We start from the raw sequence: 14862 nt of genomic DNA, 5'->3' as shown, positions 1-14862 counted from the left end.
CGTGCTCGAATCGGACTATGGGATAGGTCTCCACGACCCTGGAGGCCCGGATGATCGAGCGCCTGTGGCCGCATCCCCGTTGGCCATCGCCCGGCTGGGCCCCTCTCCGGTCCCGTGCGCCCCTTACTGGCCCCGCCTTTCGAACACGAGCCGGGTTGACGCGCTGCTTCTCGCCGCCGGACAGCCTCGAACGCGTCTTCACCGGCCTGACCTGACACCCGCGGGTCACAACAATTTCTCCGGTCGGCGCGTCAACATCAGCATGAAGACCGCGTTGACCGACGCCGATCCGCGCCAGCTCGGGGATTACTGGCTGGCGAGCCGCCTCGGGGTGGGCGGCCAGGGAGTGGTGTACGAGGCCTACGACTCCTCGGGCACCAGAGTGGCGATCAAGGCGTGGCACCCCGACCCGGCGAACCGGCCGGAGGTGCGCGACCGGCTGACCAAGGAGGTCGTGTCGGCGCAGCGGGTGGCCTCGTTCTGCACGGCCAGGGTGCTCGGCGCGGACCTGGAGGCGGAGCGGCCGTACATCGTCAGCGAATACGTCGAAGGCCCGAGCCTGCGCGCGGCCGACCGGGTGTTCGGCGGTGACGACCTGCACCGGCTGGCCACCGCCATCGCGACCGCGCTGACCGCCATCCACGACGCAGGCGTGGTGCACCGGGACCTGAAACCGGACAACGTGCTGCTCGGGCCCGACGGGCCGCGGGTGATCGACTTCGGCGTGGCCCGCACCCTCGACATGTCGCTCACCTCCACCGGCATCGTGGCCGGCACGCCGAGCTACATGGCCCCGGAGGTCTACTCGGGGCAGCGGGCCGGCACCGCGGCCGACGTGTTCGCCTGGGGCGCGGTCGTGCTGTTCGCCGCCACCGGCAAGGACCCGTTCACCGCGGAGGCGCTGGGCGCGGTCATGCACCGCGTCCTGTCGCACGACCCGGACCTGGCCGTGCTGCCCGCCCCGCTGCGCACGCTGGTGGGCGCCGCGCTGGCCAAGGATCCCGACCGGCGGCCGCCCGCGCGTGACCTGCTGCTCGCGCTGATCAGCGGCGACCTCGGCCTCCAGACGGCCCACCTGCTGGAACGAGGCGCCGGCGAGGGCGCGCGCCTGACGGAGGCCGTACGCGATCCCGTGCTCGAAGTCCTCGCGGAGGACGCCTTCGCCGCGCTCTCACCGGCGGAAAGAGAGCTGGTCCCGGAGGTCTTCCTGCGGCTGGTCACCGTGACCGAGGCCGGGCAACTGACGCTGCGGCAGGCGCGCAGGGCCGAGTTTCCCGAGGGCGCCGACCGGGTGCTGAAGGCGTTCGCGTACGTGGTCTCCGACGGAGATCCGGTACGGCTGACCCGTCCGGCCCTCCTGCCCGCCTGGCCCTGGCTGCGCGCCTGGGTCGCCGCCAACCGCGACGGGCTGGCCGTGCACCGCCGGATCTGGACCGCGGCCGAGCGCTGGCAGGAGCAGGGACGGCGCGAGGCCGACCTGTTCCAGGGCAGTTCGCTGGACGACGCGCTGCGCTGGGCCGCGGCCGAGCGCCGCAACATCACGCTCACCCCCGACGAGCGCGACTTCCTGGCCGCCGGCGCCGCGCTCACCAGACGCCGTTCCCGCCGGAGCCGGCTGGTGTCCATCACGCTCGCCGTCCTGCTGAGCCTGGCCCTGGTGGCCGGTCTCATGCTGGTACGGCAGAGCGCCATGCTCGCCGGCCAGCGCGACGTCGCCGAGTCCGCCAGGCTGGCCGGCGTGGCCGGCGAGGTGCGCGGGAAGGACCCCGTGCTCGGCATGCTGCTGAGCGCGGCGGCCGGACGGCTGGCGCCCACCGACGAGGCGAGGTCGGCGCTGCTCGCCTCGGCCGCACACCATGCGACCCGATCCTTCCGCGACCCCGACACCGGCCCCGCCACCGCCCGCACGCTCAGCGCCGACGGCCGCTCGCTCATCAGCGTCGGCCCCGACGAGGTGAAGGTGTGGGACGTCGGGACCGGCCGGCGCACAGGCGGGTTCACCGGCCTCGGCCTGACCGGCAAACGGCTGCGCCAGGCCGCGATCAGCCCGGACGGCCGGCTGCTGGCCGTCGCCGACCACACCGGCGTCGGGCTCTGGGAGATGGCCACCGGCAGGCGGACCGGCTACCGGGTGCCCGCCGACGAGAATTTCGACCTCACCATCTCCTTCAGTGGCCGGCACCTCGTCGCCGACTTCGGGCAGGGCAAGATGATCTACGACCCGGAGAGCGGGAAGACGACGTCCCTCGCCGCGCTGACGGATGTGGCCGTGCACCCGAAGGGCGGCTACGCCGTCGGTGCGGAGGTGTGGGCGCTGCCGTCGGGCGAGACGCTGCCCGGGTTCGAGGGCGCGTGCGGCGGTTGCGCGAGCATCCCGGCCTTCAGCCCCGACGGGGCGCTGCCCGCCCTGGCCATGGAGGACGAGCTCGTCGTGTACGACACGCGTACCCGCAAGAAGGTGCACACCCTCCAGGAATGGGACACCGGAACGACCCCGGTGTTCGGCCGGGACAGCCGGACACTGATCGGATACGGCGACCAGATCACGGTCTACCGGCTGACCGACGACCCGGTCCTGCTGCGGCACCCGGCCGAGGAGCCGGCGACGGCCGCCGCGCTCGGACCGGAAGGGCTGCGCTACCTGGCCGACGACACGGTCGTCACCCTCGAAACGGGCTACGTCCGCTCCGAGACCATGGACGACATCGGGTTCAGCCCCGACGGGAGGGTGCTCGCCACGCACGCCGAGGACTCCGCGGCCGTCATGGTCAACGGCCGGCCCGTCGAGCTGGCCGAGCCCAGCGCCTTCGAGATCAAGACCGCCTTCAGCCGGGACGGCGGCCGCCTGGCCATCGAGGCCGGCGAGCAGGTCACCGTCTGGGACCTCGCCGCCGGGAAGGAGCTGGCCCGCGTGCCGCTCCCGGAGATCACCGGGCTGGTGCCGGACTCGCCGAAGGTCCTGCCCGTTCCCCAGGGCGTCTGGCTCGCCGGCGACGACTTCGTGCTCCGGGAGGTGCCGGGAGGCCGGCTGCTCAAACAGGTGCCCCGGCCGCCGCGCCTGCTCGACTGGGCCGTCGCGGCCGACGGCCGCCTCGTGGGCCTGGACGGCGACACCCTGCGCCTGATCGACGTGGTGGCGGGCAAGCCGCTCGGGCCGCCGCTGTCGCTGCCGGGCGTCGCCCGGGAGATCTGGTTCAGCGGCGACCTCAAGCTGGTGGCGGCCGGGTTCTCCGGCAAGGTCGGGATCTGGGACACGGCCACGGGCCGGCAGGTCGGCACCTGGGCCAGGGCCGGATATGAGAGCTCGACGGCCGCGTTCTCCCATGACGGCCGGCTGTTCGCCCTCGCCTTGGACGACCGGTCGATGGTCGTCTGGGACGTGCGGCAGGGCAGGCAGGTGGGGCCCGTGGTCGAGCTGCCCGACAGCGCGTACTCGATCGCGTTCACCCCCGGCTCCCGCGAGGTGCTGACCGTGGGCCGCGCCGGCCGGGCGAGCCGCCTGCCCGTGGCCGTCGAGCCGCTGCTGAAGGCCGTGTGCGCGCGGGCCGGGCGGGCGCTCACCGAGGCGGAATGGGTCCGGTATCTGCCTGACCGGCCGTACGAGAAGAGCTGCTGAAGCTCGGGGGCCGATCAGGGTTCTGCCGGATGGCTGGTGGCGGGCGCGCTTCGGCAGACTCGTGATCATGGAAGAAAGTGCGGTCCTCTTGGACGGAGTGACCAGGACATATGGCAAGGGTGCCACCGAGGTGGCGGCGCTCCGCCAGGTCAGCGTCGGGTTCCCGCGTGGCAGTTTCACGGCCGTCATGGGCCCCTCGGGGTCGGGGAAGAGCACGCTGCTGCAGTGCGCGTCGGGGCTGGACCGGCCGCAGTCGGGCGCCGTCCGCATCGCCGGGCGGGACATCACCCGGCTGCCGGAGAAGGAGCTGGCCGTGCTCCGCCGCGACCGGATCGGGGTGATCTTCCAGGCGTTCAACCTGGTGCCGTCGCTGACCGCGTGGCAGAACGTGATCCTGCCGAGCAGGCTGGCCAGGCGGCGGCCGGACCCGGCGCACGTACGCGAGCTCCTGCGCCGCGTCGGCCTCGCGGGACGGGAGAGCCATCGCCCGGCGCAGCTCTCCGGCGGCCAGCAGCAGCGGGTGGCCATCGCCCGCGCGCTGCTCGGCAGGCCGGACGTGCTTTTCGCCGACGAGCCCACGGGCGCGCTCGACCGGAGCACCGGGCACGAGGTGCTGGCGCTGCTGCGCGAGGCGGTCGACGCGTTCGGCCAGACGGTGGTGATGGTCACGCACGACCCCGAGGCGGCGGCCCGGGCCGACGCCGTGCTGTTCCTGACCGACGGGCGCGTCACGGAGGTGCTCGACCGGCCGTCGGCCGCCCAGATCGGCGGCCGGCTGTGACCTTCGTGCTCGCCTGGAACAACGTGCGCGCCAACCGGACCGGGCTGGCCGCCTCGTTCGTGGCGGTGGTCCTGGCCGTGATGCTGATCGGCGGCAGCGGGCTGCTGGTCGCCGGCGCGGCCTCGGACGACGAGCTGAACGGGATCATGGGGCTGCTGATCATGTCCGCCGTGGTGTCGGGGTTCGTGTCGATCTTCGTGGTCGCGGGCATGCTGAGCATGCACGTGCTGCGGCAGCGCAGGACCTGGGGCCTGCTGCGGTCGGTCGGCATGACGCCACGGCAGGTGCGCGGCCTGGTCAGGGCCGAGGCGCTGGTGGTGGCCGTGCTGGCGACCGCGGCGGGCTGCCTGCTGGCCATGCCGTACGCCCTGACGATGGCGGCGTTCACGCGCGTGGCCGGGCTCGCGCCCGGCGGCGTCCCGGTGGAGCTCACGCCGGTGCCGTTCGTGGTGGCGTCGGTCGCCGGAGTGGCGGTGACGCTGCTGGCCGCGCGGTCCGCGGCGCGCAAGGCGGTCCGGATGGGGCCGCTGGAGGTGCTGCGGGACAGCGCCGTGCAGGGCCGGCTCGTGCCGTGGCCCCGGGCGGTCGCCGGCGTGGTGGCGCTGGCCGGTGGATTCGCGCTGCTGTGGCTGCTGCCGCAGATGAAGGCGACGGCCCAGGTCCCGGCCGGGCTGGGGGCCACGATGGCGCTGTGCGTGGCCGGGTCGGCGCTGGGCCCTGTCGTGCTGCGGGGGATCGGCGCGCTGCTCGGTGCTCCGGTGGCCTGGCTCGACCCGGGGGCGGGCATGATCGCCCGGTCCGCGCTGATCGCGCAGCCGCGCCGGGCGATGTCGGCCGCGTCTCCGGTGATGCTGACCGTGGCGCTGGCGTGCACCTTCCTGTTCGCGGTCACCACCTCGGACGCGGCGGCGGGCGTGACGCGCACCGGGGCCGCGGTTTGGGCGGCGCCCTTGCTGGTGGGGGCGGCGGTGGCGTACACCGTGATCGCGGTGGTGAACGCGACGGCCCTGTCCATGGCGGAGCGGGCGGCGGAGATCCGGCTGCTGCGCTCGGTGGGGACGACGCCGGGGCAGCTCGCCAGGGCGGTCTGCTGGGAGTCGCTGATCGTCACGTGCGCCGGCGCGCTGCTCGGCACGGGGATCGCCGCCGTCTCGCTGGCCGCGCTGGGCCGGGCCATGACGGGTGAGCCGTGGTTCGCCTACTCGCTGCCGCAGTACGCGGGCCTGGTGCTGGTCTGCGTCGTCAGCGGCCTGGCCGGGGGCCTGGCCGCGACCCGGAAGGCGCGTTTGGGGCCGCTACTGGCCGTCTAGAGGCGCCCCGCGCGGGTGCTCACCAGGAGTTCCAGTTGGGCGGCCACGTCGTCCAGCGGGCGGATGTCGCGTTTGGCGCGGCACATCGCGACGGTCCCCTCCACCGCCGCGACGATCAGCGTCGCCAGCCGGGCCGCGTCCTCGCCGCCGGCCCCGTCTTCGCGCAGCGCGGCCGACAGGAGGCCCTCCCAGGCGGTGAAGACCTCGGCCGCGGCGGTGATCGCGGGGGAGCCGCCCTCACCCGGCGGCTCCTCGACCGCGACGGCCAGCACCGGGCAGCCCGCGTTGAAGTCGCTGTCGAGGACCGTCTGCCGCCACAGGCCCAGGAACGCCCGCAGCCCGGCCGCCGGACCGGCCCGCAGCTCCCGTTCCAGGACCCGCGACACCAGGTCACCGGCGAACCGGACCGCCTCGGCGGCCAGTTGCTGCTTCCCCTCGGGGAAGTAGTGGTAGGTCGATCCGAACGGCGCCCCGGAGTGCGCCGCCAGATCCCGCACCGTGCTGCCCGCCAGCCCGCGCCGCCGGATCAGGTCGGCCGCCCCCATGATGATCCGCTCGCGCGAGCTCGGCATCCGGCTCTCCTCAGGTGCTTATGACGCTCGTCATAGCGTAGCGCTCACTGGACGGCGCCGGACCGGGTGAGGAGGGTCTCGTACCAGGAGGCGTACGGATGGTCGGTGGCCGGATAGTTGGCCAGCGGATCAGTGGCCTGGCCCGCCGAGTTGAAGCCCCAGCCGCGCACGAGCCGCCCGGCCCTCCGGGCCGCGGTGATGAACGCGGACTCGCCGGCGGTCGCCGCGTAGAACAGCGCGCCCTGCTGGAGCTCCGCGCTGTTGCCGCTCTGGAACTCGACGAAGGCGGTCTGCGGGAAGCGGATGCGGTCGCCGGTACGCCGGTCGGTGTCCACCCGCAGCGTCTGGGCCGGGGTCGGGCCGTCGGCGCCGGTCCACACGCGCACGCGGGACGTGCCGCTGACCGAGGTGGTCTTGTCGTAGCGGGCGTCGGAGGTCTTGGCGTTGCCGCTCCACGTGACCGCGCCGGCGTTCAGCACGCCGTTCCAGTGCCAGTTCTGGTCGCTGCTCTGGCTGCGGTGGATCTCGCGGAGTGTGGTGCCCGCCGGGTCGGTGAACCTGACCGTCGGCTGGACGCCGTTGTCGTACTGGCGGCTGGCCGACCAGGTGATCTCGCCGGCGGCGTCGAGGCGGCCGGTCCGATACCAGAGCGTGGTCGCGTTCTGGGACTGGTGGACCTCGACCAGGTCGCCGTTGTCGTTCAGCGTGACGGCGGGGGTGACGCCGGTGTCGTATTTGCCGTGGCGGAGCCAGGTCACGCGGCCGTCGGCGCCGTACGTGCCGCTCCAGTACCAGAGCGCGCCCCCGCCCGAGTCGTGCACCTCCACGACCTGGCCGCGGCCGTTGATCGCGATGGCCGGGTTGTAACCGACATCCCGTTTGTACTCGGTGCGTGTCGTGCCGTTGCCGGAGATCACCGGCAGCACCCGGCCGCGCAGCGCATCCACGGAAGGCGGGCTCGCCGGGTAGTCCTGGGCCTGGTACAGCCGCGCGCCGAAGACGGAGGTGAGCTCCTGGTTGAGCGCGCCCAGGTTGCCGGCGGCGTACGAGGGGTTGTCCGTCAGGTCGTCCTTGACGTCGAGCGCGACCACGATCGGCGCGGCGGCGGGGTGCTGCTCGGACCAGGTGTCCACCACGTCGAGCCACTCGCGTAACCGGTTCGAGGCCGGGTTGCCCGCGTGGTCGACCTGGTTGCCGGGGGAGTCGTGGCCGACGGAGTAGTCGCGGGAGGTGCCGTAGTCGTTGTCGTGGATGTCGAACTCGATGAAGCGGACGCCGCGGTCGAGCTGTTCGGCGATCGGACCCCTGTCGCCGCCCGAGTAGCTGTTGTGGGTGGCGCGGAAGATCGCCGAGGGTAACGGAGAGTCCGCCGCCGCCTGGGCGTCTCCGCCGGCGAACAGCGCGGAAACGGTGACGGCGAGCACCGGCAGAACGGATCTTGAACGAGGCATTCCCCGATGGTCACATCAGCCGGATCTCCCGGCAACCCCGCGCTCACCGCCGGATCCGGCTCATTAGGCTCGAACTCGAACTGCAGTCCGGGCACGAAACCCCTCGACCTCTCCGAAAGGAATCTCGTGCGCAACGTGGCAGCATCTCCGCAGGTCTATACGGACTCCTTCTACGACGTTCCCGGGCAGCGGCCGAGCGTGCGCATCGCCCTGCCCGCCGTACGCGTCCACCGTCAGCACATCCCGCTCCAGGTGAACGAGGACCTTCTCGGCGGCACGGCGCAGCTGATGTGCGAGGTGGAGGCGGAGGTATCCCTCGCCGCGCACCAGCGAGGCATCCACATGTCCCGCATCGAGCAGGCGTTCCAGCACGACGCTCCAGGGCCGCTCGCGGACATCGCGCTCGCGATCGCGGAGCGGATCCGCCGGACTCAGGAGCAGGAGCGGGCCCGCGTCCACCTGCGCGCCCTCGCCCCCATGCGGACCTCAACCCCGGTGACCACGCTGGCCTCGCCGGACGCCGTGGAGATCACCGCGACCGCCGTGGCCGGGCCGCGGCCCTCGATCAGCCAGTCCGTTTCGGCCACCAATATGACCGCTTGCCCATGCATGCAGGGATACGCGCTCACCGAACTCGTGGACGAGCTGGGCCTGACCGCCGACGAGGGGCTGCGCCTGCTGGGCCGCGTACCGATCGCCACCCACAGCCAGAAGGGCCGCGTCACCCTGTCCGTCCGCACCGCCACCCGGGCGGCCCTGCCCGGTCTTCGGCTGCTGTACGAGACCGTGGCCGCCCACACCGTGCTCACCCAGGAGCTGCTCAAGCGGCCCGACGAGTACGAGATCGTGCGCCGGACCCATTTGCGCCCCCAGTTCGTGGAGGACGTCACGCGCGACACGGCGGCGGGGCTCGCCCGGCGCCTGCTCGCCGACGGCCACGACGTGGGCGGCGTCACCGTCCAGGTCACCGCCGACAGCTACGAATCGATCCACGGCCACGACATCCAGGCCACCGTCGAGGCCCCCGCCGACCGGCTCCTCGGCGACGTTTAGTCCAGGCGACCGGGATGAGACCCGGCCGCCCGGTGTTCATTATCACCCTCTATTCGCCGCGGCCGCCTCGCCGGATGAGCGCAACAGCGGGAGAAGCCGATCGCCCTGGCGCTTGATCTCCGGCAGGTAGGGCGTGTCGGAGAGGACGAAGTGGGTGATACCGAGGGCCTGATACCTGCGCAGCGACCTGGCCACGTCCTCGGCCGAGCCGACCAGCCAGGTGGTGCCGGCCCCGCCGCCGCCGAATTTGCCGGGGGCGGTGTAGAGGTTGTCGTCGAGCACCTCTCCGCGCGCGGCCAGGTCGAGCAGCCGCCGCTGGCCGACGGCGGCGCCCCAGTTGACGTCGCGGGCGACGGCGCCCTTCGCCATCTCGGCGACCTTGGCCTCGGCGTCGGCCCACGCCTGGCCGGTGGTGTCGCGTACCACGGTGGTGATCCGCAGCCCGAACTCCAGCGGCGGGTGCTCGCGGCCGAGTCGCTCGCCGAGCCGTCGGAGCCGGTCGATCCGCTCGGCGACGCCGTCGAGCGGCTCGCCCCAGAAGAGCTGCACGTCGGCCTCGGTGGCGGCCACCCGCTCGGCGGCCTCGGAGGCGCCGCCGAAGTAGAGCCGGGGGTGCCGGCCCGCGAGGCGCGGCACCACGGTGGCGCCGGTGACGGCGAAGTGCTCGCCGTGGTGGGTGACGTTCTCGTCGGTCCACAGTCTGCGGACGATCTGGAGGAACTCCTTGGTGCGCGCGTAGCGGTGGGCCTGGTCGCCCTCGCTGTCGCCGTACGCCGCCAGATCGTCCTTGCCCGACACGATGTTGACCAGCACCCGCCCGCCGGTGAGATGGTCCAGCGTCGCGGCGGCCGAGGCGAACTTGGCCGGATGCCAGTAACCGGGCCGGACGGCGATCAGCGGCTGGAACGTCGTCGTCCGCGCGGCCAGCGCGGTGGCGACCGTGAAGGTGTCGGGCCGCCCCCAGCCGGTGCCGATCAGCGCCCCGCCCCACCCGTGCTCCTCAAGGGCTCGGGCGTGGCCGGTCAGGGTCTCCAGGCTGTTGTGATCCACCACGGTGTCGTCGCCGCGATGGCCGGGTCGCGCCTGGTTGGGGATGTACCAGAGGAACTGGAGGCTCATCGGGACCCTTCCTGCTGAAAACCTATTCTTCCTGTAGGGAAACTATAGATTATGCGGCTCCCGAGTATTTCTTCCGGGTCATTGACGAAAATAAGCCGCTGCGGGCAGACTCTCCCGCATGACTGATGAGAGCGGGTCGCACGTGGATCGACGGTCTTTACTGGCGGGTGCCGCCGGCCTGGTGGGAGCGGCGGCGCTGCCCGCGACCGCCGCGCGGGCGGCGACCGGGGAGGCGCGGCGGTTCCCGCCGAACTGGCCCGACCCCGAGCCCTACGGCCTCGCCGACACCCGGCAGGACCTCTGGACGCGCAAGGACAACTCCTTCGTCCTACCGCTCGAACTCCGCCCCCGGGACCGGCAGCTCGGCCGGGTCTGGATGCGGGACACCTACGTCAACTGCTTCGTCGTCGACGGCCGTCCGCTCTACGTCGCCACGGGCACCACCCGGTCGCCGGGGCTGCCGGGGGCCGGCCCGTGGAACGACGGCCTGTTCATCTGGGTGGCCAGGTCTCTGCGCGGGCCGTGGCGGCTGGCCGACACCACCGGCATCCGGCCCGGCGCCGAGAAGGGCAAGGTGTGGTCGCCCGAATTCGTCGGCGAGAACCGGCCAGGGCGCACCGTCGTCGCCCCGTGGCAGGAGTACTGGACCGACGAGGGCCAGTTCGGCAAGCGGGGCAACGTCTGGGCGCCGGAGGTGCACTACTTCCGTGGTAAGTGGTACATCGTCGCGTGCATGGGCGATCATTCCACCAAGGTCGGCACGTTCATGCTGGTGAGCGAGGGCGGGGTCGAGGGCCCGTACCGGCTCGTCGAGGGCAATGCCGGCAAACCCTTCGGCGAGTCCTTCATCGGAGGGCCCGCCTTCATCAAGCCCGGCGCCTATTTCCACATCGACGGCAGCATGTACACCGAGGGCGACGACGCCTGGCTGGTGCTGCACAACCACCTGTACGCGAAGTTCCGCGACGACATGGAGGACATCGTCCCGGCGACGGGCCTGCCGAAGTTCCAGCAGAGGCCCTACACGCCCGAGCCCTATCTCGAAGGCTCGTACGTGTTCAAGCACGAGGGCAAATACTTCCTCCTGCACGCCGCCTGGGACCGCGTGTCCGAGAACGGCCAGCGGTACGCCTACGACCCGGCCGGCGCCGGTCGCACGCAGTATCAGTACGACGCGATCGTCGCCGTCTCCGACTCGTTCGAAGGCCCCTACTCCGAACGGTGGACCATGGGCGTCGGCGCCGGGCACAACAACATCTTCAAGGACCACGAAGGGGGGTTGTGGGCCACGTTCTTCCGCAACCCGGCCTTCGGCTACTGGGCCGACCCGTCGCGCTCCGGCGACGCCGCCGTGGCCGGTGTCGTCCGGCTGGAGTGGACCGGCCCGAGCGGCGGCCGCCTGTACGTCAAGCGCCGTGGAGGCGGCAGATCGGACTAACGCGGCGCCGAATCGGGAACCATCGGCTTCGGGTCTCCACCGAGCCGAGGAGCGACGATGGCGCAGAACGATTCGGCCGTGTTCGACAAGACATTCGACAAGGTGTTCGATGATGTGCTCGCCGAGCTGGCCCGCCGCCGCGCGGAGTTCCGTGAGCTGCGCTACATACCGAAGGACTTCGTCGGACGGCTCAAACAACTCGGCCTCTACCGCTCCTCCACACCGGAGCGGTTCGGCGGGGAGACGATGCCGCCGGCGGAGTTCCTCGGCAAGATCGAGCGCATCTCGGCGGTGGACGGCTCGGCGGGCTGGGTGGCCAGCTTCGGCTCGCAACTGATCTACCTGGGCCCGCTGCCGCTGGAGAGCCAGGCCGAGCTGTACGCCGACGGCCCCGACGTCGTCTTCGCCGGTGGCCTGTTCCCCATCCAGCAGGCCACCCCGACCGAGCGCGGCTTCCGCGTCAGCGGCCGGTGGAAGTTCGCCAGCGGCTGCATGGCCGCCGACGTCATCTGCGTCGGCATCCCGGGCGACGACTCGACCTCCGGCAAACCGCGCGGGGTGCTGCTGCGCCCGGAACGCCTGGAGATCGTCCAGGACTGGGACGTCGTCGGCATGCAGGGCACCGGCTCCTTCGACATCGTCGCGCGCGACGTCGAGGTCGGCCGGGAGTGGTCCTTCATCCGGGGCGGGACGCCGGTGATCGACGAGCCGCTCTACCGCTATCCCGCGATCACGTACGCCGCCCAGTCGCTCTCCGTCGTCTCGGCCGGCGTCGCCCGCGCGGCCCTCGACTTCGCCGAGCGGACCGGCGGCGCCCGGGCGAGCATCACCGGCGCCCCGCCGCTCGCGGACCGCGCCTACTACCGCGCCGGCATCGCCGAGGCCGAGGCCGCGCTGCGCTCGGCCCGGGCCTACTTCTACGAGGCCGCCGACGAGGCGTGGCAGTCGCTCGTCGACGGCGGGCTGGTCAGCGACCGGCAGAACGCGCACCTGCGCCTGTCGGCCGCCCACCTGGCCCGGACGTCGGCGGAGGTGGTCGGCAAGGTCGTCTCACTGTCCGGAACCGCCGCGATCTACCGCGACCACCCGCTGCAGGCCCTGCTCGGCGACGCGCTGGTGCCGCAGGAACACGCCTTCCTCAGCCCGGCCATGTACGACGCCGCAGGCGCCGTCCTCATGGGCCACCCGCCCACCGTCCCCGCCTTCCGGTAGAGAATGGCGAGATGACCACCCCCTGGACCGTACCCGGCCTGCCCTTCACGCTCGCGCCGTCCTCCGAGCAGGCGTGGGCGATCGCCGGGCCCACCGTGACCGCCGCGGCGGCCCCGCACAGCGACATCTTCATCGACCCGGGCGCCGGGCTCAACGCGGAGTCGATGCTCAACGCCGCGACCCTGCTCGGCGTCCCTCCGGAGGGCGACTTCCAGTTCAGCGCCCGCGTCACCGTGGAGTTCGCCTCGACCTACGACGCGGGCGTGCTCCTCCTGTGGTTCGACGAGCGGCACTGGGGCAAGCTCTGCTTCGAGTTCTCGCCCGACGGCGAGCCGATGATCGTCTCCGTGGTCGCCCGCGGCGTCGCCGACGACGCCAACGCCTTCGTCGTCGAGGGCCGTACGGTGTGGCTGCGGGTCTCCCGGATCGACCACGCCTTCGCCTACCACGCCTCCCTCGACGGGAAGACCTGGCGGATGATCCGCTTCTTCACCATCGACGGCATGACCGCACCCGCCGCGATCGGCTTCGAGGCGCAGTCGCCGACCGGCGACGGGTGCGCGGTCACCTTCGACGACCTCCGCTTCACGCGTGAGCGCCTGGGCGACCTGCGCGACGGTTCGTGAGCGGGTTCAACAGTTCGGGGGCCTCGCCCGGTCTATAGAGAGACGGACGAGGAAAGGTTTGGACATTGGAGGAAGACTCCAGGTTCGAGAGTTTCGTCGCGGATCGGGCGGAGGCTCTGCTGCGGTACGGCTACGTGCTCAGCGGCAACGCCCATGACGCGGCGGACCTCACCCAGGAAGCGCTGATCCGGTTACATCGCGCCTGGTCACGCGTACGACGGAAACAGAACCCCGAGGCGTACACCCGTACGATCATGGCCAGGCTGCACATGAACGCCTGGCGGCGGCGCAGCCGGGAGCACCTGCTCTGGGACCTGCCGGACACCGACCACCACGACCTGCTGCCCTCCGACGTGGAGCAGGGGCTGTGGCGGGCGCTCGACGGGCTGCCGCGCAAGCAGCGGGCCGTGCTCGTCCTGCGCTACTACGAGGATCTGGCGGACGAGGAGATCGCCGAGGTGCTCGGCATCTCGCGCGGAACCGTACGCAGCCATGCCTCTCTGGGACTGGGCAAACTGCGCTCGGCCCTTCCCCAACCCGCCACCGCCGAGGAGGGCCTGCGATGACCGACGACCTGGAGACGTACCTGCGCAGCACGCTCGGACACGCCTCCGAGCACGCCCCGCACGCGCCCGCCGGGCTGCCCGGGCGGATCGTCGCCCGATCGCGGCGCCGCAGGACGCGCCTGCACGCCATGATCGCGGGCGTGGCCGTGGCGTCGATCGCCGTGCCGCTCACCCTGACGCGGCCCGCCGGAACCGGCGACGGCGTGACCACCGCCACGACGGCCGGTCCCGGGCGCGTTCACGAGCGCAACCTGGAGGTGCGGCCGCCGATCGGTGAGCGGCTGGTCACCGCCGACCCCTCGGAGAACAGGCCGATCGAGCTGTGGTTCACCCGGGCGGCGAGCGGCGCCGTGCACTTCTGCACGCGGACACGGAGCCGGGCGGGCGGCGGGAGCTCTTTCTGCGCGGACGATCCGGTGGCCGGGGACTTCTCCCTGCAGGGTTCCACGGCCTCCTGGCCGCCGCCGGACATGGTGCTGTACTACGGCGCCTCGGGTGACGGGGTGAGCGCGGTCGCGGCCGTCACGGCGAAGGGAGTCAGGACGCCCGGCACGATTCAGCGTCCGGCGGGCGCTCCCCAGGCCATCTGGACGGTGACCGTCCCGTCCGCGGACGAGGTGGCCTCGTTCGAGTTCACCGACCCCCGGGGCGAGGTGCGGGCCACGGTGCGGAACGAGCGCCTCGTCGTGCCGGAGTCGACGGCCGAGCCCGTCGCCAAGGAGCGGAAACTGGGCGATGGCCTGAGCGCCGGTCTGTACGAGACGCCCGGCAAGACGCTGATCTGGAAACTGGACGGCAAGCCGGTGGAAACGCACCTCGTCCGCGAGAAGGACCTGATGACGGACCTGGGAGGCGACAGGCACCCGGTCGAGCTGCGCGAGCGGAACGGCCGCTGGTTCGGCATCACCGGCGCCAGGACCGCCAGGGTCGAGCTGGTCTTCCCCGGCGGCGAAACCGTCTCGGCCCGCGCCGTCCAGAACCCCTGGGACCTCGGCTTCCGCCTGTTCGCCGGCACCCACGACCGGACCGGGGACATCTACCTGGAGGGGTTCGAGATCGTCGGCTACGACGCCGCCGGCAAGGAGATCTGGCGGAAGCCGCAGAAGAGCGGCGACTAG

The 14862-nt window shown here is 72.3% G+C and carries 12 protein-coding genes; 9 read left to right on the top strand and 3 right to left on the bottom strand.

Translation table 11 applies throughout. The annotated features are described in order from the left end of the window. Positions 1–262: 262 nt before the first annotated feature. From C4V41_RS40925 to C4V41_RS40915, 3 genes are all read left to right on the top strand, one after another. A complete protein-coding gene (locus C4V41_RS40925) occupies positions 263–3616 on the top strand; it encodes a serine/threonine-protein kinase (protein WP_103961392.1) in 3354 nt (1117 codons plus the stop codon). A gap of 67 nt (positions 3617–3683) precedes the next feature. Next, a complete protein-coding gene (locus tag C4V41_RS40920) occupies positions 3684–4397 on the top strand; it encodes an ABC transporter ATP-binding protein (RefSeq protein ID WP_103961437.1) in 714 nt (237 codons plus the stop codon). Next, positions 4394–5707 carry an ABC transporter permease gene (locus C4V41_RS40915; protein WP_103961391.1) on the top strand — a complete coding sequence of 438 codons (1314 nt, stop codon included), beginning with the start codon at positions 4394–4396 and terminating at the stop codon, positions 5705–5707. Before C4V41_RS40920 ends, C4V41_RS40915 begins: the two co-directional genes overlap by 4 nt. Here the strand turns inward: C4V41_RS40915 and C4V41_RS40910 are convergent. Both C4V41_RS40910 and C4V41_RS40905 read right to left on the bottom strand, forming a co-directional pair. Then, a complete protein-coding gene (locus tag C4V41_RS40910; protein ID WP_103961390.1) occupies positions 5704–6279 on the bottom strand; it encodes a TetR/AcrR family transcriptional regulator in 576 nt (191 codons plus the stop codon). The two genes, C4V41_RS40915 and C4V41_RS40910, sit on opposite strands and share 4 nt — an antisense overlap. Positions 6280–6323: 44 nt before the next feature. After that, positions 6324–7730 carry a PI-PLC domain-containing protein gene (locus C4V41_RS40905; RefSeq protein WP_103961389.1) on the bottom strand — a complete coding sequence of 469 codons (1407 nt, stop codon included), beginning with the start codon at positions 7728–7730 and terminating at the stop codon, positions 6324–6326. Positions 7731–7865: 135 nt separating this feature from the next. Between C4V41_RS40905 and C4V41_RS40900 the strand changes: the two genes are divergently transcribed. Then, a complete protein-coding gene (locus C4V41_RS40900) occupies positions 7866–8783 on the top strand; it encodes a GTP cyclohydrolase, FolE2/MptA family (RefSeq protein WP_160150561.1) in 918 nt (305 codons plus the stop codon). 42 nt (positions 8784–8825) lie between these two features. Here C4V41_RS40900 and C4V41_RS40895 read toward each other — a convergent pair whose 3' ends face one another. Beyond that, positions 8826–9902: an LLM class flavin-dependent oxidoreductase gene (locus C4V41_RS40895; RefSeq protein ID WP_103961387.1), complete on the bottom strand. Its 1077-nt coding sequence runs from the start codon at positions 9900–9902 to the stop codon at positions 8826–8828. 118 nt (positions 9903–10020) lie between these two features. Between C4V41_RS40895 and C4V41_RS40890 the strand changes: the two genes are divergently transcribed. From C4V41_RS40890 to C4V41_RS40870, 5 genes are all read left to right on the top strand, one after another. Beyond that, complete coding sequence (locus C4V41_RS40890; RefSeq protein ID WP_103961386.1) at positions 10021–11340, top strand: family 43 glycosylhydrolase; 1320 nt, start codon at positions 10021–10023, stop codon at positions 11338–11340. A 57-nt stretch (positions 11341–11397) separates the two neighbouring features. Further along, entirely contained in the window at positions 11398–12552 is a 1155-nt protein-coding gene (locus C4V41_RS40885; protein ID WP_103961385.1) for an acyl-CoA dehydrogenase family protein, read from the top strand. 11 nt (positions 12553–12563) lie between these two features. Beyond that, entirely contained in the window at positions 12564–13178 is a 615-nt protein-coding gene (locus C4V41_RS40880) for a DUF1349 domain-containing protein (RefSeq protein ID WP_103961384.1), read from the top strand. Positions 13179–13243: 65 nt separating this feature from the next. Beyond that, a complete protein-coding gene (locus C4V41_RS40875; RefSeq protein ID WP_103961383.1) occupies positions 13244–13744 on the top strand; it encodes a SigE family RNA polymerase sigma factor in 501 nt (166 codons plus the stop codon). Continuing rightward, positions 13741–14862, top strand: a complete 1122-nt coding sequence (locus C4V41_RS40870; protein ID WP_103961382.1) for a hypothetical protein — start codon at positions 13741–13743, stop codon at positions 14860–14862. The genes C4V41_RS40875 and C4V41_RS40870 overlap by 4 nt, the downstream gene beginning before the upstream one ends.

The organism is Nonomuraea solani, assembly GCF_900108335.1.
GTDB lineage: Bacteria > Actinomycetota > Actinomycetes > Streptosporangiales > Streptosporangiaceae > Nonomuraea > Nonomuraea solani.
Note: the sequence above shows the minus strand (reverse complement) of the source record. Positions and strands in the feature narration are given on the sequence as shown.

Bases quoted from the DNA above. Each gene is read 5' to 3' on its own strand.
- C4V41_RS40925 (WP_103961392.1), top strand. From the start codon at position 263: ATGAAGACCGCGTTGACCGACGCCGATCCGCGCCAGCTCGGGGATTAC.
- C4V41_RS40920 (WP_103961437.1), top strand. From the start codon at position 3,684: ATGGAAGAAAGTGCGGTCCTCTTGGACGGAGTGACCAGGACATATGGC.
- C4V41_RS40910 (WP_103961390.1), bottom strand. From the start codon at position 6,279: ATGCCGAGCTCGCGCGAGCGGATCATCATGGGGGCGGCCGACCTGATC.
- C4V41_RS40905 (WP_103961389.1), bottom strand. From the start codon at position 7,730: ATGCCTCGTTCAAGATCCGTTCTGCCGGTGCTCGCCGTCACCGTTTCC.
- C4V41_RS40895 (WP_103961387.1), bottom strand. From the start codon at position 9,902: ATGAGCCTCCAGTTCCTCTGGTACATCCCCAACCAGGCGCGACCCGGC.
- C4V41_RS40890 (WP_103961386.1), top strand. From the start codon at position 10,021: ATGACTGATGAGAGCGGGTCGCACGTGGATCGACGGTCTTTACTGGCG.
- C4V41_RS40885 (WP_103961385.1), top strand. From the start codon at position 11,398: ATGGCGCAGAACGATTCGGCCGTGTTCGACAAGACATTCGACAAGGTG.
- C4V41_RS40880 (WP_103961384.1), top strand. From the start codon at position 12,564: ATGACCACCCCCTGGACCGTACCCGGCCTGCCCTTCACGCTCGCGCCG.
- C4V41_RS40870 (WP_103961382.1), top strand. From the start codon at position 13,741: ATGACCGACGACCTGGAGACGTACCTGCGCAGCACGCTCGGACACGCC.